The organism is uncultured Cellulomonas sp. (assembly GCF_947494015.1).
Taxonomy (GTDB): domain Bacteria; phylum Actinomycetota; class Actinomycetes; order Actinomycetales; family Cellulomonadaceae; genus Pengzhenrongella.
On record NZ_CANLTL010000001.1, the window covers coordinates 325,030 to 346,963 of the forward strand.

At 73.7% G+C, this 21,934-nt stretch carries 22 protein-coding genes, 1 tRNA gene and 1 riboswitch; of the genes, 6 read left to right on the forward strand and 17 right to left on the reverse strand.

Annotated features, from left to right (window positions below):
* Window positions 1-118 precede the first annotated feature (118 nt).
* Window positions 119-1,258, reverse strand: a complete 1,140-nt coding sequence (locus Q0840_RS01445; protein ID WP_298455252.1) for a thiamine ABC transporter substrate binding subunit — start codon at window positions 1,256-1,258, stop codon at window positions 119-121.
* An 84-nt stretch (window positions 1,259-1,342) separates the two neighbouring features.
* Window positions 1,343-1,456: riboswitch (TPP riboswitch) on the reverse strand.
* A gap of 188 nt (window positions 1,457-1,644) precedes the next feature.
* On the opposite strand from Q0840_RS01445, the gene Q0840_RS01450 reads away from it, so the two are divergent.
* The 3 genes from Q0840_RS01450 (at window position 1,645) to Q0840_RS01460 (ending at window position 3,711) form a co-directional block, all read left to right on the forward strand.
* Complete coding sequence (locus Q0840_RS01450) at window positions 1,645-2,127, forward strand: cation:proton antiporter regulatory subunit (RefSeq protein WP_298455254.1); 483 nt, start codon at window positions 1,645-1,647, stop codon at window positions 2,125-2,127.
* A 3-nt stretch (window positions 2,128-2,130) separates the two neighbouring features.
* A complete protein-coding gene (locus Q0840_RS01455; protein ID WP_298455257.1) occupies window positions 2,131-3,378 on the forward strand; it encodes a cation:proton antiporter in 1,248 nt (415 codons plus the stop codon).
* A gap of 81 nt (window positions 3,379-3,459) precedes the next feature.
* On the forward strand, window positions 3,460-3,711 hold the full coding sequence (locus Q0840_RS01460; protein ID WP_298455259.1) for a DUF4235 domain-containing protein: 252 nt from the start codon (window positions 3,460-3,462) through the stop codon (window positions 3,709-3,711).
* 21 nt (window positions 3,712-3,732) lie between these two features.
* On the opposite strand, the gene Q0840_RS01465 is transcribed toward Q0840_RS01460, so the two are convergent.
* From Q0840_RS01465 to dcd, 10 genes are all read right to left on the reverse strand, one after another.
* Window positions 3,733-5,148 carry a hypothetical protein gene (locus Q0840_RS01465; protein WP_298455262.1) on the reverse strand — a complete coding sequence of 472 codons (1,416 nt, stop codon included), beginning with the start codon at window positions 5,146-5,148 and terminating at the stop codon, window positions 3,733-3,735.
* On the reverse strand, window positions 5,145-5,699 hold the full coding sequence (locus Q0840_RS01470) for a sigma-70 family RNA polymerase sigma factor (RefSeq protein WP_298455265.1): 555 nt from the start codon (window positions 5,697-5,699) through the stop codon (window positions 5,145-5,147). The genes Q0840_RS01465 and Q0840_RS01470 overlap by 4 nt, the downstream gene beginning before the upstream one ends.
* Before the next feature lie 82 nt (window positions 5,700-5,781).
* Window positions 5,782-6,252 (reverse strand): monovalent cation/H(+) antiporter subunit G, encoded by a 471-nt coding sequence (gene mnhG / locus Q0840_RS01475; protein ID WP_298455267.1) that lies wholly within the window; start codon window positions 6,250-6,252, stop codon window positions 5,782-5,784.
* Window positions 6,252-6,626 carry an MrpF/PhaF family protein gene (locus Q0840_RS01480; protein WP_298455269.1) on the reverse strand — a complete coding sequence of 125 codons (375 nt, stop codon included), beginning with the start codon at window positions 6,624-6,626 and terminating at the stop codon, window positions 6,252-6,254. The genes mnhG and Q0840_RS01480 overlap by 1 nt, the downstream gene beginning before the upstream one ends.
* On the reverse strand, window positions 6,623-7,249 hold the full coding sequence (locus Q0840_RS01485) for a Na+/H+ antiporter subunit E (protein WP_298455271.1): 627 nt from the start codon (window positions 7,247-7,249) through the stop codon (window positions 6,623-6,625). The genes Q0840_RS01480 and Q0840_RS01485 overlap by 4 nt, the downstream gene beginning before the upstream one ends.
* Window positions 7,246-8,829, reverse strand: a complete 1,584-nt coding sequence (locus Q0840_RS01490; protein ID WP_298455274.1) for a Na+/H+ antiporter subunit D — start codon at window positions 8,827-8,829, stop codon at window positions 7,246-7,248. Before Q0840_RS01490 ends, Q0840_RS01485 begins: the two co-directional genes overlap by 4 nt.
* Entirely contained in the window at window positions 8,826-9,290 is a 465-nt protein-coding gene (locus tag Q0840_RS01495; RefSeq protein WP_298455278.1) for a Na(+)/H(+) antiporter subunit C, read from the reverse strand. The genes Q0840_RS01490 and Q0840_RS01495 overlap by 4 nt, the downstream gene beginning before the upstream one ends.
* A gap of 12 nt (window positions 9,291-9,302) precedes the next feature.
* The gene (locus Q0840_RS01500) at window positions 9,303-12,455 is read right to left on the reverse strand and encodes a Na+/H+ antiporter subunit A (protein WP_298455281.1); all 3,153 of its coding nucleotides are present in this window, start codon (window positions 12,453-12,455) and stop codon (window positions 9,303-9,305) included.
* Window positions 12,456-12,746: 291 nt separating this feature from the next.
* The gene (locus Q0840_RS01505) at window positions 12,747-13,826 is read right to left on the reverse strand and encodes a hypothetical protein (protein WP_298455284.1); all 1,080 of its coding nucleotides are present in this window, start codon (window positions 13,824-13,826) and stop codon (window positions 12,747-12,749) included.
* Window positions 13,827-13,833: 7 nt separating this feature from the next.
* The gene (gene dcd, locus Q0840_RS01510; RefSeq protein ID WP_298455287.1) at window positions 13,834-14,409 is read right to left on the reverse strand and encodes a dCTP deaminase; all 576 of its coding nucleotides are present in this window, start codon (window positions 14,407-14,409) and stop codon (window positions 13,834-13,836) included.
* A 113-nt stretch (window positions 14,410-14,522) separates the two neighbouring features.
* On the opposite strand from dcd, the gene Q0840_RS01515 reads away from it, so the two are divergent.
* Window positions 14,523-14,593 (forward strand) — tRNA-Gly (locus tag Q0840_RS01515).
* Between the two features lie 7 nt (window positions 14,594-14,600).
* Here Q0840_RS01515 and Q0840_RS01520 read toward each other — a convergent pair.
* The 6 genes from Q0840_RS01520 to Q0840_RS01545 are packed head-to-tail and all read right to left on the reverse strand — an operon-like array spanning window position 14,601 to window position 19,665.
* Complete coding sequence (locus tag Q0840_RS01520; RefSeq protein ID WP_298455290.1) at window positions 14,601-15,803, reverse strand: site-specific integrase; 1,203 nt, start codon at window positions 15,801-15,803, stop codon at window positions 14,601-14,603.
* Window positions 15,800-16,006: an excisionase family DNA-binding protein gene (locus Q0840_RS01525; RefSeq protein ID WP_298455293.1), complete on the reverse strand. Its 207-nt coding sequence runs from the start codon at window positions 16,004-16,006 to the stop codon at window positions 15,800-15,802. Before Q0840_RS01525 ends, Q0840_RS01520 begins: the two co-directional genes overlap by 4 nt.
* A gap of 11 nt (window positions 16,007-16,017) precedes the next feature.
* Complete coding sequence (locus tag Q0840_RS01530) at window positions 16,018-17,610, reverse strand: replication initiator (protein ID WP_298455296.1); 1,593 nt, start codon at window positions 17,608-17,610, stop codon at window positions 16,018-16,020.
* A complete protein-coding gene (locus Q0840_RS01535; protein ID WP_298455299.1) occupies window positions 17,610-19,076 on the reverse strand; it encodes an FtsK/SpoIIIE domain-containing protein in 1,467 nt (488 codons plus the stop codon). The genes Q0840_RS01530 and Q0840_RS01535 overlap by 1 nt, the downstream gene beginning before the upstream one ends.
* Window positions 19,073-19,270, reverse strand: a complete 198-nt coding sequence (locus Q0840_RS01540; protein ID WP_298455302.1) for a hypothetical protein — start codon at window positions 19,268-19,270, stop codon at window positions 19,073-19,075. The genes Q0840_RS01535 and Q0840_RS01540 overlap by 4 nt, the downstream gene beginning before the upstream one ends.
* A 2-nt stretch (window positions 19,271-19,272) precedes the next feature.
* Entirely contained in the window at window positions 19,273-19,665 is a 393-nt protein-coding gene (locus Q0840_RS01545) for a hypothetical protein (protein WP_298455305.1), read from the reverse strand.
* Between the two features lie 120 nt (window positions 19,666-19,785).
* Between Q0840_RS01545 and Q0840_RS01550 the strand changes: the two genes are divergently transcribed.
* Window positions 19,786-20,610 (forward strand): hypothetical protein, encoded by an 825-nt coding sequence (locus Q0840_RS01550; RefSeq protein ID WP_298455308.1) that lies wholly within the window; start codon window positions 19,786-19,788, stop codon window positions 20,608-20,610.
* The gene (locus tag Q0840_RS01555; RefSeq protein ID WP_298455311.1) at window positions 20,586-21,425 is read left to right on the forward strand and encodes a protein phosphatase 2C domain-containing protein; all 840 of its coding nucleotides are present in this window, start codon (window positions 20,586-20,588) and stop codon (window positions 21,423-21,425) included. Before Q0840_RS01550 ends, Q0840_RS01555 begins: the two co-directional genes overlap by 25 nt.
* Window positions 21,426-21,934: the final 509 nt, after the last annotated feature.

A 21,934-nucleotide genomic window follows, 5' to 3' on the forward strand; every position in this document is an offset into this window, starting at 1 on the left:
GGCGCGCCGGGCGGCACGGGCGGTACGGGCCGGCCGGGGGCGGCGGGCGCACCCGGCCGGCCCGCCGACGACCGCGGGGCGGCTGCGGCGGGCGGGACGGCCGGGTCCGGTGCCAGGGTCAGCCGATGACCGTGTCGGTCCACGTCCTGATCCACTCGTCACGGTGGGCGTCGATCGTCTCCGGGGCCACGGTGAACGGCTCGGGCGCGAGCGGCGCGAACTGCTCCCACGACTGCGGCAGCGCGACCGACCCGTCGACGGGGTACATGTACATCGCGTCCGGGACCTGCGCCTGGACCTCGGGGCTGAGCAGGTAGTCGACGAGCTGCTGCGCGCCTTCGGGGTTGTCCGCCCCGGCCAGCACCCCGGCGTACTCCACCTGCCGGAAGCACGTGTCGAGCAGCGCCCCGGTGGGCGACTCGTCGGCACCCTCGGCGACCTCCGCGGGCGGCGACGACGCGTAGGACACGACGAGCGGACGCGCGCCCTCGCCGGCCGAGCCGGAGAAGTCGACGCTGTACGCGTCCGACCAGCCGTCGACGACCTTGACGCCGTTGTCGCGCAGGTCGGCCCAGTACTGCTGCCAGCCGTCCTCGCCGAACGCGCCCACGGTCGCCAGCAGGAAGGACAGGCCCGGGGACGACGTCGCCGGGTTCGTCACGACGAGCAGGTCGCGGTAGGCGGGGTCGGTGAGGTCGGTGAGCGTGGTCGGTTCGGCGACGCCCTGCTCGGCGAACCACTCGTGGTCGACGTTCACGCACACGTCGCCCAGGTCGACCGGGGTGAGCAGGCCCTCGTCGTCGGCCGCGTACTGCTCGGCGCCGGCCGGCAGCTCCGGGGACGTGTAGGGCGCCAGCACACCCTCGGTGATGGCGCGCGACGCGAAGGAGTTGTCGATGCCGTAGACGGCGTCGCCGATCGGCGAGTCCTTGGTGAGCACCAGCTGGTTGACGAGCGCGCCCCCGTCCCCCGGCTGCACGACCTCCAGGGTGAGCCCGGTCCGCTCCTCGAAGGCCGTCACGAACTCCTCGCCGAGCCCGAAGGAGTCGTGGGTGACCAGGGTGACGGTGCCGCCGTCGGCGGTGCCGTCGGACCCGCCGTCGGGCTCGCCCGCGCTGCCGGTGCCGACGGTCGAGCACCCCGCCAGCACGAGGCCGGCCAGCCCGGCGACGGCGGTGCGGGCGACGGCGGTGCGGGCAGTGACGGTGCGGGCGGCGGCGCTCGCCCTGGTGCCCGGGGCACCGGTGGTGGTGGTCATGTGACTCGTCCTCCTCATGGATGCAGGAGGGGTTCCCCGCGCCGCCGCTCGGCGCCCGCACGCGGGCACACCACGGCACCACGGGGAATGAGAAGCCCGACTCCCTACGCCGGTGCAAACCGGATCAGGTTCGAGGGTCTGCGGTTCACCGCACTCTCAGCGTCGTCCGTGACCGGCGACGCTCCCCTGTCGTTCGACGCGACCCTACACCCGGCCGTCCCGCCGCGGTCCGGAGCCGGATCGAGGTCCCGACCCGGCGCCGGTCAGGGGGCCAAGGGCGGCGGCGGCGCACGTCGAGCCGGCCGGAAGAGGTGACGCCCGCACGGCGTTGTACACCCGCGCCCGGTGGTGGCAGGGTGCGACGGTCGTCGGCGGAGGGGCATGACATGGACATCGAGGAGACGCGGCTGCCCGGGGTCGGGCTCCGGCACGAGCTCGCGATCCGCGGTGGACGGCGCGTGGGCGTGGTCTCGCAGGTGAACGGGGACCGCGAGCTGGTGCTCTACGACCAGCACGACCCCGACGCGTGCCAGGCGGTGCTGCACCTGACACCGGAGGAGGCGAGCACCCTCGCCGAGCTGCTCGGCGCCCCCCGGGTCACCGAACGGCTCGCCCGGCTGCGCGAGCAGGTCGAGGGCATCGCCACCGAGGGCCTCGTGCTGGCGCCCGAGTCGCCCTACGTGGGCCGCACCCTGGGCGACGCCCAGATCCGGACCCGGACCGGGGTGTCCGTCGTCGCGGTCGTCCGGCACGGGGAGGTGTCCCCGTCGCCCGCCCCGACGTTCCGCTTCGTCGCCGGCGACAAGGTCATCGTCGTGGGCACCGACGACGGGGTGGCCGCGGTCCACCGCCTGCTCGCCGACGGCTGACGGGTGCACACCGCCTCCCTCCTCCTGCAGCTGGGGACGGTCCTGTTCGGACTCGGCCTGCTGGCGCGTCTGGCGGCCCGGGTCGGCCTGTCCCCGATCCCGCTGTACCTGCTCGCCGGCCTGGCGTTCGGCACCGGCGGCATCGTCCCGCTGGACGCACCGGAGGGGTTCTTCGAGGCGGGCTCCGAGATCGGCGTCGTCCTGCTCCTGCTGCTGCTCGGCCTGGAGTACTCGGCCCCCGAGCTCGTCGGGCAGCTGCGCCGGCAGGCCCCCGTGGGCGTGCTGGACCTGCTGCTCAACGGGCTGCCCGGCGCCCTGCTCGCGCTCGCCCTCGGCTGGGGGCCGGTCAGCGCGCTGGCCATGTTCGGCATCACCGCGGTGAGCTCCTCCGGGATCGTCGCGAAGGTGCTGACCGACCTCGGCCGCCTCGGCTACCGGGAGACGCCGACCATCCTGGGCATCCTGGTGCTCGAGGACCTGGCGATGGCGGTCTACCTGCCGGTGCTCACGGCCGTCCTCGCCGCGTCGGGCGGTGCCACCGCGCTGCAGTCGGTCGCCATCGCCCTCGTGGTGCTCGCGCTCGTGCTGGTGGTGGCGCTGCGGTACGGCACCCAGGTCTCCCGGCTCGTCGCCGCGGACAGCGGCAGCGAGGTGCTGCTGCTGCGCGTCTTCGGGCTGGCGCTGCTGGTGGCCGGCGCCGCGGAGGCCGTGCACGTCTCGGCGGCCGTCGGCGCCTTCCTGCTCGGCATCGCGCTGTCCGGCGAGGTCGCCACCAAGGCCCGGCCGTTGCTCGAGCCGCTGCGCGACCTGTTCGCCGCGGTGTTCTTCGTCTTCTTCGGCCTCTCCACCGATCCGGAGCAGCTGCCCGCGGTGCTGGTGCCGGCCGCGGCGCTGGTCGTCATCGGGATCGCGACCAAGGGGGTCACCGGGTACGTCGCCGCACGCCGCGCCGGCATCGGTCCCGGTGGCCGCATCCGTGCCGGGGCGGCGCTGGTCGCGCGCGGTGAGTTCTCCATCGTCATCGCCGGGCTGGCAGGCAGCGCGGTCGACCCCCGGCTGGCCCCGACCGTCGCCGCCTACGTGCTGGCGATGGCGGTGGTCGGTCCGCTGATGCCGCGCCTGGCCGACCCGGTCGCCCGCCGCGCCGCCGAGCGGGCCGCCGCCCGGGCCGCCGTCCTGGCCGCGGTCGGCGACGTGCCGGCGGGTGCGGGCGCGACCGGCACGGGGGTGCGCGCTCAGGCAGGCCGCTGATCCGGGCGGACGCGCACCCGGCGGACAGCGCCGTGCCGCACTAGCGTGTGGGCGTCCGCTCACCTGCTCAGGAGGTTCCCCGTGGTCGACGAGTCCACCCAGTCCACCGTCTCCAAGGTCGTCGGTCTGGCGGTCGCCGGAGGCGCCGTCTGGGCAGCGCAGAAGGTCGTGGGCCTGGTCTGGCGTCGGGTCACGGGCCACACGCCCCCCAAGCCCGAGGACGACGACGACCCGCGGATCCTCGAGGTCGCGGTCGCCGCGGCGCTCACCTCGCTCATCGCCTCGCTCGCGCGCGTGCTCGCCACCCGCGGGACGGCGAAGTTCCTCAGCTGACCCGAGCCCCCGCGTCGGGCGTCAGTCGCCCGTGTGGGTCTGCGGCGGATCACCGAACGCCGCCGGGACCACGGCGACGCTCGGCGCGTCGCCGTCGGGCGTCGCGAGCAGCGTCCGGGTGGCGCCGGTGGCCGGGTCGACCGCGACCAGGGTCGCCGTCGACGGGTCGCTGCCCCACGGGGACCGTTGCACGGCGACGAGCTCGGACCCGCGCACGTCGACGACGGTGACGGCGGGGGTGCCGCCGCTGCTGAGCGGCGTGACCCCGTCCGGGCCGACCTCCCACCACGACGCCTCGGACTCCGTCGGGCCGGACAGGCCCGCCACCAGCCGGGCGCCGACCCGCCACACGCCCCCGACCCGGGTCGCCGGCGGCATGCCCGCGAGCAGCCGGGCCGGTCCGGAGACGGGAGCCACCCAGAACTCGCTCGGGTCCCCGACGGCGTAGTCGGCGGTGCCGCCGGTCGCGCACTCGAGCAGCACCTCGGCGTCCGAGACCCAGCCCCACGCCCGGCACGCGGCGGGGCGGTCGGGGTACGGCGCGAGCGTCGCCACGGCCGAGAGGTCGCCCGCGGCGACCACCCGCGGCCCGGAGACGGCGTTGACCACGACGTCCGACGTGGACGGGCTCGCGACCCACGCCGTGGTGCCGTAGGGCACCTCGACCGCGGGTCCGGTCGCGCGCAGGGCCCCGTCCAGGCCCACCCGCCGGGTGACGACCGTCGACGGTCCGTCCCGCTGGGCGACGAGGACGTCGCGGCTGCCGTCCCGCACGAACTGCGCCTGCGCCCACCCGGCGCCCACCTCGTGCACGGTGGCGCCGGTGAGCAGGTCGATCACCTCGATCACGGGGTCGGCGACCTGCTGGACGAGCGCCAGGGACGTGCCCGGCAGCCAGTCCAGCAGGTACCAGGCCGCCGGGTCGCCCACGACCGGGACCTCGTACACGGCGCCGTCCGGAGCCAGCAGGTACACCCCGGCCGGTGACATGTCGCCCCCGGGCGTGGCCGGGACCTGGTGCCGCACGAGCCGCCAGTCGCCGTCGGTGGTCGCGAGCAGGCCGGGGGCCATCGGCTGCGCCGATGCGAGCGACGGCACCACCGCCACGGTCGGCTGCGGGGCCGGGGTGGCCACCGGCTCGGGGAGCGGGGCGACCGGCGGCGCCTGCGTGGGCCGTGAGGTCGACGACGGCGCCGGTTCGGCGGGGGCGGGCGGGGCTGGGTCCCGGCCGGCGCCGCTGCCCAGCACCAGCGACACCGCGACCACGGTGACGGCGGCGGCGGACGTGACCGCCCCGCCGGCGCGCGCGGCGCGGCGACGGGCCACCCGGCGGGTCAGCCGGTCGATCTCGCGGTCCAGCTCGGGCGGCGTGGCGTGCGCCGCGCGGCTCTCGGTGGCGACGAACCCGTGCAGGGCGTCGCGCAGGTTCTCGTTCATGCCTCGGTCTCCCGTGCCGTCGTGACGATCCATCGCTCGTGGCCCGGCTCACCGGGGGCGTCGTCGGGCATCCCCAGGGCCTCGCGCAGCTTGCGGGTGCCGTCGCTGAGGTACCGCTTCACGGCTCCCGCGCCGATGCCGAGCTCGGCGGCGACGTCGGCCACCGGGAGGTCGTCGACGTACCTCAGCGCGACGCAGGCTCGTTCCCGCGGCGACAGCGCCGCGAGCGCCGACCGCACGTCGACGGCGGCCGTGGCCGCGTGCTCGGCGGCGGGCGCGCTGGTCGGGTCGGCCAGCAGGTGGAGGCGCTCACGCCAGGTGCGCTGCCGGCGCACGCCGTCCAGGAAGGTGGTGCGGATCGCCGCCCGCACGTATCCCTCGGCGGCGTGCACGTCGGTGACCGACCGGGTCCGGGAGAGCGTGCGCACGACGGCCTCGTGCACGAGGTCCTCGGCCTCCCGGCGGTCGACGACGAACAGGCAGGCGTAGCCCACCAGCGCGGACCGCCGCTCACGGATCATCTCGTCGAGCACCTCGCGCCACTGCGTCATGCGCGAGCACCCCCCTGCACCCGTCGTCCCATGCCACCCCAACGGCCGGGGCGGCCGGAACGTTGGGGGCCGGGTCCGGGAGTCACCCGACCGGTCGACCGCCGCCCCGGGCCGGCGGGCGGCCCTCGGTGTCCCGCGCGACCTCGGCCGGGGTCGGCCGGTGGTGGTCGCGGGCCTCGTCCTGCGCGGCTCGCGCGTCGGCGGCGTCCTGGTCGACGGTGAGCTCGTCGACCAGCAGGAGGTCGTGGCGGACCTTGCCGGTCCGGTAGCCGGCGCGCCCGACCATGTGCGCCGCCACCGGTGAGCTGAGCAGCCCGAAGACGGCGACCAGCACGAGGATCGAGGTCACCGGACCGGTCCGCAGCCGCAGCGCCACGCCGATCAGCACGAGCACCAGGCCCAGCACCTGCGGCTTGGTCGCCGCGTGCATGCGGGACAGCAGGTCCGGGAACCGGACCACGCCGACCCCGGCCGCGAACGCCAGCAGGGCGCCGCCGATCAGGCAGGCCGCCGCGACGACGTCGGCCACCACGGTCCAGTCGACCCCGGCCATCAGACGTCCTCCTCGGTGCGCTCGCGCACGGGAGCGGCGGCGTCGGACTCGTCGAGGCCCAGCCGCTGCGCCTCGTCGCGGGCGATCTCCTCACGGGTCCGGACCCGGCCCTGCCCGGGCGGCTCCTTCGAGGCGAACCGGGCGATGGTCACCGATCCCACGAACCCCACCAGCGCCAGCGCCACGAGGAGCGGGACGGTGTCCGTCCGGCGCGACACCGCGGTCTGGACCGCGACGAACCCCACCAGCACGGTGGTGAGCACGTCCAGCGCGATGGTGCGGTCGAGCATGCTGGGGCCGCGCTCCATGCGGACGACCGCCAGCGCACCGGCGGCCGCGAGCAGCGCGGCGCAGATCAGGCCGACGACGGTCACGAGGTCACCTCCTGGGAGGGGGTCGACGGTGGTGTGGCGGTCGAGGTGCCGGTCGAGGTGGCGGTCGACGCCGTGCGGCCGGGACCGCCGAGCCCGGCGGCGGCCAGCTCGGCGTCGGACGCCAGGGCCCGCAGCACGCGCTCCTCCTGGTCGAGCACCCGGCGACGCGCGTGCTCGATGCCCCGCTCGCCGTCGACGTCCAGCTCGTGCAGGTACAGCGTGCTGGTCAGCCGGTGGGCCTCGACCACGAGCGACCCGGGCACGAGGGAGCAGAGCTCGGCCGTGAGGGTGAGGTACAGGTCGGACGTCGTGCGCAGCCGCACCCGGATCACCGCGCTGCGCGGCGCCCGCCGCCGGAACGCCAGGACGGCGACCCCGACGCTCGCGACGCAGACGTCCTTGACGAACACCGCGAGCAGGTGCGCGAGTCGCAGCGGGCGCAGCCTCCCCTCGGTGGCCACCGGCGGCAGCGGCAGGCCCATGCTGACCAGCAGCCCGATGGCGAGGCCGGCGAGCACGTTGGCGGGGGTCAGACCGCCCCACAGCAGCACCCAGACGATCGTCAGCCACAGCAGGGTCGGCCACTGCACCGCCATCCGTCGGCGGCGGGTGTGCAGGCTCACGGCTCGCCTCCGTCCAGCGGGTCCTCGAGCTCCTCGAGGTCGGCGTCGCGGGTGACGTCGTCCGACACGCCGTCCCCGCGGCCGCCGCCGGGCAGCACCGACTCGATGTAGGGGGCGCGGGCCCGCAGGTCGCCCGCGGCCCGCTCGGTGTAGCCGTACAGCGGACCGGCGACGACGGTCAGGCCGACCCCGAGCACCACGAGCGAGGCCGCGGAGCCGACCATCCCGCGCGGCAGGTGCATCGGCGCCACCTGCTCCGGCGCGGTCTGCCAGAACGCCTTGTTCCACGCCTTGACCAGCGCGTACAGGGTCAGCAGGGAGGTCACGACGCTGCCCGCGACCAGCGCGTACGCGAGCGGGGTGCCCACCGCGACACCGGCCTGGATGAGGCCGACCTTGCCGAGGAACCCGGAGAACGGCGGGATCCCGGCGAGGTTCATGGCGGGGACGAAGAACAGCACCGCGAGCAGCGGGGCGATCTTGGCGAGCCCGCCGAGCTGGTCCAGCGACGTCGACCCGCCACGACGCTCGATCAGGCCCGCGACGAGGAACAGGGTGGTCTGCACGGTGATGTGGTGGACGACGTAGAACACGGCCGCGGCCACGCCCGCCTCGTCCGACAGCGCGATGCCGAAGATCATGAACCCGATGTGGCTGACCAGGGTGAAGGACAGCAGCCGCTTGATGTCGTTCTGCGCGACGGCGCCCAGGATGCCGACGACCATCGTCGCCAGCGCGGCCCACATCAGCAGGTCGTCGGCCCGGCCGCCGGGGAAGAGCAGGGTCTGGGTGCGCAGGATCGCGTAGACGCCGACCTTGGTCAGCAGCCCGGCGAACACCGCGGTCACCGGGGCGGGCGCGGTCGGGTAGGAGTCGGGCAGCCACGCGGACAGCGGGAAGATGGCCGCCTTGATGCCGAAGGCGAGCAGCAGCATGAGCTGCAGCACCAGGGCCACCCCGGGGTCGATCTCGGGCAGCCGCTGGGCGAGCTGGGCCATGTTCACCGTGCCGGTCGCCGCGTACGTCAGCGCGATCGCGAGCAGGAAGATCAGGGAGGACAGCAGTGCGACGACGACGTAGATCGTCCCCGCGCGGACCCGCTCGGCGGAGCCGCTCAGCGTGATGAGCACGTAGCTCGCCGCGAGCAGCACCTCGAACCCGACGAACAGGTTGAACAGGTCGCCGGACAGGAACGCGATCGCGACGCCGGCCGCCAGCACGAGGTAGGTGGGGTGGAAGATCGCGACCGGCGTCTCCTCGTCGCCGTCGGCCACGCCCTGGGCCAGGGAGTAGACCAGGACGGCGAGCGTGACCGCCGAGGAGATCGCCAGCATCAGCGAGGCGAGCCGGTCGGCGACGAGGTTGATGCCGACCGGCGCGGACCAGCCGCCGGCGTCCACGACCAGCGGACCGGTGTCGACGTGCCACAGCAGGGCCAGCGAGGCGGCCAGCGTGAGCGTGAGCGCGGCGAGGCTGATCACGCGCTGGGCGTGGGCGTGACGCCAGAGCGCCAGGGCGAGGCCCGCCCCGGTGAGCGGCAGGACGACCGGGAGCGGCACGAGCCAGGACAGGTCGTTCACCGGCGCCGCACCCCCCCGGTCTCGTCCCGCGCGACGGCCGCGTCCTCGTCGAGGTCGCCGCCGACGTCGCCGGAGTCGTCGTCGGCGAAGATCGCACCGTTCGCCGCGGCGATGCGCGCGATCCGGCGGTCCTCCAGGTCGTCCTGCACCTCGTCGTGACGGTTGAGCTGCCAGGACCGGTACGCCATGGCCAGCACGAACGCGGTGATCCCGAGGGTGATGACGATCGCGGTGAGCACCAGGGCCTGCGGCAGCGGGTCGCTCATCTCGGCGGCGTCCGTCTGGCCGACGATCGGCGGGCCGCCCGCGGCGCCCCCGGCGATGAGGAACAGCACGTTGATGCCGTTGCTGGCCAGGATGATGCCGATGATGATCCGGGTCAGGCTGCGCTCGAGCATGAGGTAGACGCCGGCGGCCACCAGCACCGCCACGACCACCGCCAGCAGGATGTTCGGCGTCATGTCCGGGTCCACTCAGCTCACCTCCTCGGGTTCGCGCGCGTCGTCCGAGGTCCCGGACGCCGGGGTCGTGGTCGGGGTCGGGGTCGTGGTCGGGGTCGTGGCCTGGGCCGTGGTGGTGGTCGGGGCCGGCAGCGCGCGCCGGACGCCGTGCTCGGACCCGGCGGGGTCGCCGCCCTCCTCCTCGCCGTGCTGGTCGATCTCGGCACCCAGCGAGCGCAGCACGTCGAGCACCAGGCCGATGACCACGAGGAAGACGCCGATGTCGAAGAACAGCGACGTCACCAGGTGCACGGTCCCCAGCACGGGCACCTCGAGGTCGATCGCGGTGCTCTGCAGCACCTCACCGCCCAGGGTCAGCGCGACCAGGCCGACCCCGGCCGACAGGAACAGACCCGACCCCAGCAGCAGGCCGGGGTGGACCGGGGCGGCCTCGCCCAACTCGTAGCGCCCACCGGCCAGGTACCGCACGACCAGCGCGACCCCGACGACGAGGCCCGCGGCGAACCCGCCGCCCGGGGAGTTGTGGCCGGCGAACAGCAGGTACAGCGCGACGACGACCATGGTGTGGAACAGCAGGCGGGTGATCACCTCCAGGATGACCGACCGGCGCTGCGGGGCGAGCGTCTGCTCGGCGCGCAGCCAGGCCCGGGCGCGCCGGCTCGCCATGCCGACCGACGCGGCCCCTGTCGACGGGGGCAGCCCCGCTCGGGAGGCGCCCGCCGGCCCCGACGCGGGCGGTCGTCGCAGGGACGCGCCGGGGTCGGCGTCGCCGCCCCACACCCGGGCCTCGGAGCCTTCGTCGACCTCGCCGACGCGGTACAGGTCGCCGCTGCGGCGGCGCAGGAACAGCAGGGACGCCACCCCGGTGGCGGCGACCAGCAGCACCGCGATCTCGCCCATCGTGTCCCAGGCGCGGATGTCGACCAGGACGACGTTGACGATGTTCTTGCCGCCGCCGAAGGCGTACGCCTCCTCGGGGAACGGCACCGACTGCGGCAGGTGGCGGCGGGCGCCCGGGGCGATCAGCGCGAGCGCGCCCACGGTCAGCCCGACGCCGACGGCGAGCCCCAGCCGCAGCCAGCGGCTGCGGGCCAGCGGCCGGTCGGAGAAGTACGGGGGCAGGCGCCGCAGCACCAGCACGAACACGACCAGGGTGATCGTCTCGACGAGCACCTGGGTCAGCGCGAGGTCGGGGGCGCCGTGCAGCACGAACAGCACCGCGATCCCGTACCCGCAGGCCCCGAGCAGCACGACGGACTTCAGCCGGCGCCGGGCGTTGGCGGCCAGCACGGCGGCCACGACGACGAGGAGGGCGGCCACCCACTGCAGCACGGACTCGCCCCAGACGACCTCGGTGGGCAGCCGGGTGCCGGTGACCAGGGCGGTCCCGGCCAGTGCGATCAGCACGACGAGGATCGCGCTGAGGTAGAACGGCAGCGACCCGCGCTGCGTCAGCGCGGTGACGTCGGCGGCGACGTCGTCCAGCCGGCGCATGCTGCGGCGGTACGTGCGGTCGGCGTCCGGGCCGGTGTGCAGCGCCGCCTGCACCCGCTCGACCGTCGACCGGCCCACGAACAGCGCGAGCCCGGCGACGAGGACCGCGACCGTGATGCCGAGAGCGGGGGTCAGGCCCGCCCACAGGACCAGGTGGCCGGCCTCGCCGCGGGGCAGCGTCCCGGCGTAGGGCGACAGCACCCGCTCCCCGATCGCGGGGACCAGCGCGAGCGCGAGCCCGAGGACGGCGAGCACGACGGCCGGGGCGACGAGGACGAACGACGGCCGGGACACCGACGCGAAGCCGGCCGGCTCGTCCGTGGGGCCGTCGGCGGCGTCGGGCCCGGCGCCGGGCGCGGCGGGCGGGTGCGGCTTGCGCGCGAAGGCGCCCCACAGGAACCGCAGCCCGTAGGCGACCGTGAGCGCCGAGCCGACCGCGACGGCGACCAGGACGACGACCGCGACGGCGCCGCCGTCCTCGTCGTGCAGGAGGGCCTCCAGCGCGGCCTCCTTCGCGACGTACCCCGCGAACGGCGGCAGGCCGATCATGGACGCGGTCGCGAGCAGGCCGGCCGTCGCGGTGATCGGCAGCGCGCGCCCGACGCCGGACAGGCGGCGCAGGTCCCGGGTGCCGGTCGCGGCGTCGACCACCCCGACGACCAGGAACAGAGCCGCCTTGAACATGGCGTGCGCGCCCACCAGGGCGACGCCGGCGAGCGCGGTCGCCTGCGTCCCGTAGCCGACCAGCAGGACGATCAGCCCGAGCTGGCTGACGGTGCCGAAGGCGAGCACGAGCTTGAGGTCGTGCTGGCGGATGGCGCGGTAGCCGCCGACGAGCAGGGTCCCGCAGCCGAGGGTCAGGACGACGGCGCGCCAGACGGTGAGGTCGGCGAAGCCGGGCGCGAACCGGGCGACCAGGTACACGCCGGCCTTCACCATCGCGGCGGCGTGCAGGTAGGCGCTGACCGGCGTCGGTGCCGCCATCGCGGCCGGCAGCCAGAAGTGGAACGGGATGAGGGCCGACTTGGTGACGGCGCCCGCCAGCACGCAGGCGATCGCCACGGTGGCGACCGTGCCGCCGGGCGGGTCGGCCAGCACCAGGGAGAGCCGGTAGGTGCCCGCGGCGTGGCCCAGCAGCACGAACCCGACCAGCATCGCGAGCCCGCCGGCGGTGGTGATCACGATGGCCTGCATCGCGGCGCGGCGGCTGGCCTTGCGGTCGGCGTAGTGCCCGATCAGCAGGTAGGAGAAGACCGTGGTCAGCTCCCAGAAGACGTACAGCAGGAGCAGGTCGTCGCTGGCGACGAGGCCCAGCATCGCCCCGGCGAAGGCGACCAGGACGCCACCGAAGCGGCCGAGCCCGCCGGCCGAGGCCGAGAAGTATGCCGAGCAGTACACGAGCACGAGCGCGCCCACGCCACCGACCAGCAGCACCATGAGCCAGGTCAGGGTGTCGAGCCGGAACGCGAGCTCGAGCCCGAGGGCGGGCACCCACGAGACCGTCTCGACCGGACCGCGGCCGTCCAGCACCGCGGAGGTGTGGGCCAGCGCCCACACCGCGGCCGACGCCGGCGCGAGCGCGAGGACGAGGAAGGCCCGCCGTCCCCACCACGCGACGAGGACAGGCGCGGCGAGCGCCATGACCAGATGGGTCGCGAGGAGGTACAGCACGTCCGCTCCGTCCGGGTCGGGGGCGGGTGGGCGAGGGTCGGGGGACCGCTGTCCGGGCCGCCGCCGCGAGGGGCGCCGGTCCGGCATGGGACGGCCGTGTGGTGTTGTCAGCGAGCGGGTACGCGCAGGCTCCGAGGGCGACGATCCCCTCGGCCGCGCGTCACAGGTGTTCCAACAGAATACCAAGCACTCGTCGACGGGTCGGCCTGGCGGCGTCGCCGTGGCCGGGGTGAGCGCAGCGGCACCCCTCGGTCGGTGCGAGGTGCCGCGGTGCGGCGGCGACGGGCGGCGTCAGAGGTCGCCCGGGTCGACCAGGAACTCCGCGGCGTCCGCGATCTCCCCGCCCACCACGGCCTGGAGCTCGCGCGCAAACGCCGTGACGAAGGCCTGGGCCCGCGTGCGGGACGCGGCGTGCCCGGCGGACGGGTGCTCGCGCTCGAGCTCCTCGACGTCGGCGGGCTCCCAGCGGACCCGGTAGGTGGCGACGCCGTCGGCGGTCCAGGGCAGGCCGCGCAGCACGAGCGGGACGACGTCGTCCCCGCCGGCCTCGACCACGACGAGCCCGTCCGCGCCCAGGTCGACCTCGACCCCGTAGCCGTCCAGCTCGTCGGGTGCGGTGAGCGCCGTCGCGTCCCACTCGTCCGCGCGGGCGTGCAGCCGGCGCCGGACCCGCTCCCCCAGCCCGGTCAGCGCGGCACCGGCGCCGACTCCCGGCGCTCCCGCCGCGCTCGGCCCGGTGGCGGGGCTGGTGGCCGGCCCCGCCCAGGGGACGCCGTCCATCGCGAGCCGCGCGGACGGCGCCGCGCGCTGCACGACGGCGAGGCCGGACGCCGGGTCGAGCCAGGTGTCGGAGTACACGGTCAGGTCGATCCCGGCGCCGACGTCCGGCACGAGGACGGCGGCGCCGTCGGCGACGCGCACCGCGCCGGCCAGCCGCCGGGCGGCGTCGACCAGCCAGCGCAGGACCCGCTCCTCGTCGCGGACCGGCACCGCGTCGGGGAAGGCCCGCTTGAGCCCGTCCCGGTCCCCGCCGGGGTACGGCGGCTCGCCGCGCTCGCGCGGGGTGGCGACGAGGAAGGCCGTCGCCGTGCCGTCGGGCAGGCCGAGACGGGCGACGTCGTCGGCGGTGAGGGCGAAGGGCCCGACGGCGGAGGAGTGGCGGGACAGCCGCAGCACGCCGACGCCCGCCATCGGGTCGCGCGCCGCCCGGCCGCGGGGAGCCGTGGCGGGGACGGGCGTCTCCCAGCGGGACCCGACGAACCGGCTCAGCGCGAGGACCTCGACCTCCTCCGCCGCGACGTCGTCGGGCAGCGCGAGCAGGTGACGCCCGGCGAGGCGCGGGTCGTCCGCGGCGAGGCGGGGAGGGAACATCGCGTGCCTAGACGGCCGTGCGGTGGAAGCTCTGCCAGGAGCGCGACGGCGTCGGCCCGCGCTGGCCCTGGTAGCGCGAGCCGTACTGCGCCGACCCGTACGGGTGCTCCGACGGCGAGGACAGCCGGAAGAAGCACAGCTGGCCGATCTTCATCCCGGGCCACAGCGTGATCGGCAGCGTCGCGACGTTGGACAGCTCGAGGGTCACGTGGCCGGTGAAGCCCGGGTCGATGAAGCCCGCGGTGGAGTGGGTCAGCAGGCCGAGGCGGCCGAGCGAGGACTTGCCCTCCAGGCGCGCCGCGACGTCGTCGGGCAGGGTGACGGCCTCGTACGTCGAGCCGAGCACGAACTCGCCGGGGTGCAGGATGAACGGCTCGGTGGGGTCGACGTCGACGAGGCGCGTGAGGTCGGGCTGGTCCTGCGCGGGGTCGATGACCGAGTACTTGTGGTTGTCGAACAGCCGGAAGTACCGGTCCAGGCGCACGTCGATGCTCGACGGCTGGATCATCGCCGGCTCGTACGGGTCCAGCACGACCCGCCCGGAGTCGAGCTCGGCGCGGATGTCACGGTCGGAGAGCAGCACGCGGCCACGGTAGCCGCGGTGGGCGCGCTCCGGTGGTGTGTCCGCGGCCGGTGTCCCCGCCGCTGCCGGCGTTGGGTATGCTCGGTGCCGCGCGCTCACGCCCCGAGCGCCGCGCGGGTGTAGTTCAGTGGCAGAACTTCAGCTTCCCAAGCTGATAGCGCGGGTTCGATTCCCGTCACCCGCTCCCAGCATCACCGCAGGTCAGGGCCGGCGCCCGGAGCCTGCGACAGCCCCTCAGCGTCAGCAGTCTCTGCGTCGTGCCCGCTGCGTGCCCGTTCCCGCTGCACCAGGCCGTCCAGCGCTTGCGCTACCGCGCGGTCCCGGGTCGAGCTGGTGTGCAGGTAGATGAGCGCCGCACGGGCGCTGGCGTGCCCCATCCGAGCCATGAGGTCGGGCAACGTCGCGCCGGCCTGAGCGGTGAGGGTGTTGCCCGTGTGCCGCAGGTCGTGGAAGTGCACGCCCTCCACCCCGGCCGTCGCCAGGGCACCGCGCCAGATCGCCTGGAAGTTGCTCCGCCGAAGCAGGCCGCCTCGCTTCCCGACGAACACGTAGGAGCCGGCTCCCTCTCCCGCGAACCGCTGCAGGTGGTCTACGACGTCGGGCAGGATCACGGCGGGCACGGCCACTACGCGCCGCCCGGCCGCCGTCTTCGGTGGTCCCATGACGAACGAGCCGTCCGCGAGCTCGACGACGGCGTTGCGCACATGGACCCACCCACCGGTCGCGCTTCCAGCGAGATCGGTCTCGATCACGATGTCCTGACGGGCCTGGGCGACGAGCTCACCCCACCGCAACGAGCAGAAGGTCGCGAGCAGGGGGAGGCACCGCAGGTGGTCGGGCAACGCATCCGCCACCGTGTAAACCTGGTTACCCGTCAGGGTGGGCCGCTCAGGAGTGCGCTCGACGGACGCGCCCCGCAGCTGGCACGGGTTCGCCCGGATCAGCCGGTCCTCGACCGCCGTCCCCATGATCGTGCGCAGCAGGCGGTACGCCTTGGCGACCGTCGACTGGCCGAGCCCGCTCTCGACCAAGCCCGCGCGCCACGTCCGGACGCGAGCCGGCGTGATGCTCACCAGGTCGTACCCGCCCAAGGCCGGCGTGATGTGCAGCCGCACCAGGCCTTCGTAGAGCTGGCGCGTCTTGGGCCGCAGTCCCGGCCGCTCCTGCACCCACCGAGAGGCGTACTCCCCGACCGGGATACGGCCGGCGTCGGGATCGGTCCAGTCCCCCTGCATCAGGTCCTGCTCGACCGAAGCCAGCCACCGGTCGGCGTCCGCCTTCCGCTCGAAGGTGTGGGGCGCCGGCCGGTCCACTCCGTCGGGACCGAGGTAGCGAGCCTGGTAGCGCCCCGACGGAAGCCGCCGCACCCGACCGAAGCGGCGCTTCGCGGTCACGCCAGAACCCACGTGCCGCGCCGACGCCGCACGGGCTCGACGGTTCCCGCGTCGATGAACTCCCGCAGCGCCGACTCCGGGATGCGCACGTGCCGTCCCACCCGCACGAACCGGATGCGCCGCTCCGTGATGAGCCGCCGCACGAACCGCTCCCCCGTCCCCAGCACCTCGCCGGCCTCCACGACCGTCAACAACCTGTCCACCGCTACCCCTCTCACGCCGCCGACTCCGTTGCCGAATGCCTGTCCACAGGTGCCGTCGGTGGGCCGGCACGTGGCCCGGCTGCCTTGGCGGCTTCGTACTGCTCGCGCCAGGCGCGGCGTTGACGCATCGACGCGCTGATGGCCGCGGTGTAGTCGCGCTCCAGCACGGGCACGTCGGCCCACTCGAACCGGGGCCGTCCGTCGCTGGCGAGGACCTCAGCGGCGAGGCGTCGCGCGTCGGGTGGTTCGATGCCGGCGGCCTGGAGGACTTCGCGGACGACGGTGGCGCGGTCGGCGCGGTGCTCGGTCAACGTCTTGCCGGACCACTGCCGGGAGACCAGAACGCGTCGGCCGCCGAGGCCCAGGTGTTCGCGGTCGTGGGCTTTGGACGGGCACGCCCCGGGGATCAGGCCGGGGCCGGCTTCCATCGGCTGGACGCCATGGCGCAGCCAGTTCGCGCACCGCGGCGAACACGGCAACCACCGGAGCTCCATGTGGAGCCGGTCGATGTGCGCCTCGTACGCCCGCACCGCCCGATCCTCGGGGTCCACGTGGTCGCGGGCGTAGGTCTCGGTGACCGACTTGGTCAGGTACTTGCACAGGTACCGCACTGCCCGGTCGGAGTCCTCCGTTCCACCGAGCAAGCCCTTGAGGTCGACCTGGGCGCCGAACCGCAGCACGTGCAGCGGCTTCGCGTCGGGGTCAGCCCCGAGGTCGTCGAGCGCCCGGTCCCAGCTCGTCAGCGGCGCGGCAGTGTGGGGGTCGCGGTAGCAGCTCGCGTCCGCGTCCCACACGGGCAGCCGGTCACCGTCGTAGACGACGCGGTCGATGGGGGGCCACCACACCTGGTGGTAGGTCGCCTTGACGACCTGCCGCACCACCGAGCGCGGGATGGTGCCGCGGATGGCGGCGTGCAGGTGCGGGGCGAGGCGCTTCTGTGGTTCGACGGCGGCGAAGTACTGCACCCGGTAGCCGGCGCACCTGCGGAGGTTCTGCCAGAACCGGTCCACCAGCCGCGGGAACAGCAAGGCGTCTAGGGCGGCGCGCCGGTAGTCGTACCGGGCCGGGTCGACCGGTGTGCCGGTGCCGGGGATGACCTTGCCGTACGACCCGAGCGTGAGGGTGAGGAACATGCTCGGCCGGTAGGTGCGGCCCGTCTTGGCGTCGGTGAAGGCCCGCCCGGTCGTGCGCGAGTCCATCGGGACCCGGGGCAGCTCGGGAGCGTCCTGCCGCCGTCGAGTCGACCGCGCCCGCCGCGAGGCATCCTCGTCATCGTCGCTCGCGTGGGCGTCGTCCAGGTCCAGGCCCAGGTGGAGCTCGTCGTCGGCCTGGTCGTCGGTAGTGGGGCTGGGTGGGTCGTCGGTTAGGTGCCAGCCTTCGCGGCATTGGTGCATCCGCAGCCGGCGCGCCCGGTCGGCGCACGAGGGGCAGACCGTCTCGCGGGTGGATCCGCACGGGATCGGCACGGTGGTGACCTGGCCGGTGGCGCGGTCGGTCACGCGGCGTAGCAGCGGGCGGATGCAGACACCGGCGGCTTTGGCGGCGTCGATCACCACATCGGTGGTCAGGTCCGGCGCCGACTCGACCCGCTGCTGTGTGGGCATCACGCCACCTCCGCCACGGCCGGCAGAGCCGTCATGGACCGGGGCGCGTACGCCTGCGCCAGGGCGGCGATGTCCGCGTCCGTCACGTGCGTGAATCGCACCCGGGCGGCCTCCGGTGCCCCGTCCTGCCCGACGTACGCGACGCCGGGGGTGGCCTCGTCGATGAGGTCGGCACGTGCGCCGCGGTCGCGTGCACCTTGACCGAGGGCGAGGGCGACGTGTTCGGGCTCGGTGACCCGCAGCAGAATGCGGGTCGGGAAGAGGTCTCGCATCGAGATGACGTCCTTGCGGGGGTCCTGCACCGCCCCAACGACCGACACCCCGACCGCGCGGCCTTGGGACAGCAGCAGGGACAGGGCGGCGATGATCCGGCGCTTGGCGTCCCGGTCGTTGACGTACGCGGTCAGGGACGCGAGCTCGTCGACGATGACCACGATCAGCGGCTCATCCGCGGTGGGCGTGTGCAGGCGGGATCGACCTCGCAGGGCCGATTGGCGGCGGCGCATCACGGTGACGGCGTCCTCGAAGCCCCGGGCGAACTCCAGCTCGTACCCGGTCGTGTCGGCGCCGTCCGCGGTGTCGCCGTAGACGAACCGAGCGAACAGCGCCCGGCCCGGTGCGAGCTCCATGCCGCCCTTGGGGTCGATCGCCCACACCTGCACCAGCCCGTCGCGGATCCCGGGCGCAACCGCGGCAAGCAGGGACCACAGGACCGAGCCCTTCCCAGACCCGGTGGCCCCGATGACCAGGACGTGAGCGCCGAGGAGCCGGACGTGGTGCACGAGCCCGTCCTCACCAACCGCGACCGGCAATGCGCCCAGGCGGGGAGGGTCGGCCGGCTCGAACGGCTCCACCGGCGCCGTGAGCGGGTCGGTGGTGAGGAACCACAACGCGAGGTCGTGCGCCCGCCCGGGGACGGTGCGGACGCGGCAGTCGACTGCGCCGAAAGTCTGCGCCAGGCGCTGGGTGTTGCTCGCCCAGTCGGTGAGAGTTTGCCCGGGCAGCATCCGCACCCGCACCACATCCACCGCCCCGGTCGAGGCCACCGACACCAAGCGCGGCAGGTACCCGGTGCCGTCCACCCGCACCGCGAGCCCGGCGGTGACCATGGCCGGCTGCCACACCCACCGGTACACCGTGGCCGCCCGCCACAGCCCCCGCGTCCGCCAGACCACGAGCCGGACGAACGACCGCGGGTACACGCGCCACCAGGCCACGAGCACGGCGACCGCCACGGCGGCGACCGACAGCACCAACACAGGTCCCCGGGTCGCGGTCACACGCACAGCCATCAGCGCCGCCACGGCCAGGGCGACGGCCAGCGGGTGTCGCAGCAGCCACCACACACCGGATGCCAACTGTCGTCCGGCCCACGCTGCGAGGACTGCGGTGAGGGGGACGCGGACCTTGGCGACGTTGAGCCGCATCGGACCGTGCTCGCGCCGGTCGCCGCCCAGGCGGTTCACAGCGTGCTCACCTTTTCCCACAGCCACGTCCCGGCTGCGGTCAGGGCCTCGTTTACCGCCGGACCGGCCGGGGTCGCCCCCAGCACCAGACCCAGCACGACGCACACCAGGCAAGCCCCGATCCGCAGCTGACCGGTCCGCAGCAGAAGCACCACCAGAGCGGCCAGGACCAGGGCGACGGCTGCGACGCTCACGGTCATGCCGCCTTGCCGTCGGCCACGCCCTGACCCTGGCCTTGGGCCTTGCCGCCGACCACGCCGTCAGCGGTCCAGGTCTCCACCAGGCCGCCGGCCTTGTTAACCCGGGTCTCGACCCACAGGTCGGTGAACTCCACCCGACCGAACTCCTCCACCACCGGTCGGTTCAACGACCCCACCGTCACCGTGGCCGTCGTGTTCGAGACCCGGCCCCAGGACGATTGCCGGTAGATCACCTCCACCGCCCACAGCGGCATCCCGGTGTTCTCATCCCGCGCCTGGGTCTCCGACGGCCGCCGCCGCCCGTCCAGCTCCACCCACTCCTTGACCTCATCGACGATGCCCGTCGCCCGCATCACCTGACGCTTGCTGTCCACCGCGTACCCGCTCATCGTTCCTCCTGTGTAGGGGTCTATACGCCCCGGCGTGGGCCGGCACCTGCCGGTTTAGGGGGGTAAACGGCACCGTAGCCAGCTAGGGCAGCGTCGGTCAACCCCTCTAAACTCGCAGCCATGGCGGCTGACGAGTTCGAGCAGGTGCGACGGGAACGCGACCCGCTGCGCCAGGCCCAGCGCGCCACCGATCTCCTCGCCACCTACCAGCAGCGGGGCGTCGAGCTCGCGCGGCTTCGTAGGGACGCCGTTGAGCGTGCGGCCGACGAACTCGGCCTGTCCTACTCAGCCGTGGCAGCCCGCATCGGACTCTCCAAGGGGCGCATCACACAGATCCGACAGTCCGCCCCACTCACCGAGCGCGGCTTCTTCGGTGTTGGGCCACTAACCGTGGCCGTACCGCTGCGCGCGATGCCCGCCCGGCCGAGCGGCGTCATCGCGCACGAGGACGCCTTGGCTTCGGAGCGCCTGACGGGCCTCCTCACAGGCCTCCAGTTCCAGGTCCGGACGCTGCACATTCCGCCGGACGGCGACTGGCGCCCTCCGGCCGAGGCCATCGCCATCTGTGGCCCGAAGTCGTCTCGTGTCACGGTGGAGGCGATCGCATCTGATCCACACCTGGCCTTCGATCAAGGCCCGCAAGGGCACTGGTCAATCCGCGACAGATTGACCAATGAAGAAGTGAAGTCCCCGATGGACGAAGGCATCGACAGTGAGGACTTCGCGTATGTCGGCCGTCTGCCATATCGGGACCATCTACTGTTCGTCATTGCCGGCATCCACGCACTGGGCTCACTCGGCGCGGTAGATTACTTGACTGCGAATCTGAAGGCGCTATACGCGACGGTTGGACAGGCGCCGTTTTCTCTCGTCGTCCGTAGCACGTTTGACGGCAATACCGTTACCAAGTCGGAGGCACTATGGGGACCACGCGCGCACCCGTAGCACGCATCGCTGCGGCCACGCGGCAAGGAAGCGGCTCGACGAACCAGGATCGATACGTGGTCGGGGAGCACTACGCGGCCGTCCTTGACGGGGCATCCTCGGAGAGCGTCACCATCCCGGGCCGTGATGGCGGCTGGTATGCGGAGGCCCTCTCACACCGGCTCGTCAAATTTCTCGACGAAGATGCTGGCGGCACCACCGCCGACGTGGTCGCCCGTGCGATTGCCGACGTGCGCGACGCCTACAGCCTCGATCCCGAGTCCACACCGACGAGCACTGTCGCCATCGCGAGGTGGACCGACACGTCGATCGACCTATTCGTCTTGGGCGACAGCACCGCCGTAGCGCTCCTCGCAGACGGCACCGAGTTGCTCCAGACCGACGACCGCTTAGCCAATGTCGCGCGCGCAGAGCGCGACGCCTACCTCAGCCGGCTGGCGTCGGGCGCCGGCTACGACCCAGGGCATCGCGACCTATTGCGCCGACTCCAGGCACACCAACGCGCCGAGCGGAATCAGCCTGGTGGCTACTGGATTGCGGGCGCCGAGCCGGGCGCTGCTTACCAGGCGATCACCACGAGGCTCAGTCGGCACGGAGCAGCGGCGATCGTCCTAGCCACCGATGGCGCGGCCAGCGCGGTCGATCGCTACCAGTTGCTTCCCGACTGGCAGGCGTTCGTCGAGCGCCTGAAGACCCTAGACCTGGCGCCGCTCCTGCTAGAGATTGAGCAGCACGAAGCATTCGACCCCAACGGCCAACACTGGCCCCGTGGCAAGCGACACGATGACAAGACGGCCGTTTACGTCGGTCTATGAGAGCTCTATCAGAGCCATGCGTGCGTGGCTGGTCCTCCACTAGGGGCGGGAGCCGGGGGCGGCCAGCAGTATGCGTAGTCAGTAGTGGGCGCAGGCGCGGATGCCGTGGGCCACCGCTCTGACAGGCTTACCGGGCTACACCGCTAGAAGACACGCCCTAGCGGGCTGCACTGATGGTTGCCTTATACGCCATGCTGAGGCAGTGCAGGACCAGTGGGGGTGGAACCCCTCAACCTTCGAGGCCATCGGCACGGTCGCCGCAGCTACCCTTGCGGCTGTCGCCCTACTCCTCGCCGTTGCCGATCGTCGCAGCGAAGCACGGCGCGCACGACAGGCCCAAGCCCAACCGATTCTCGTCTTCGAGCACGGCAGCGGGCGCAGGGGCGATCCGCTCGAGGTGGTGGTCCACAACAGGGGAGGGACTGATGTCATGGTTTCGGCTTTTACACTCAGGTATCGGGCCCGATCGTTCTGGAATCGCAAGAGACCTCGGAACTGCCACGATGTCA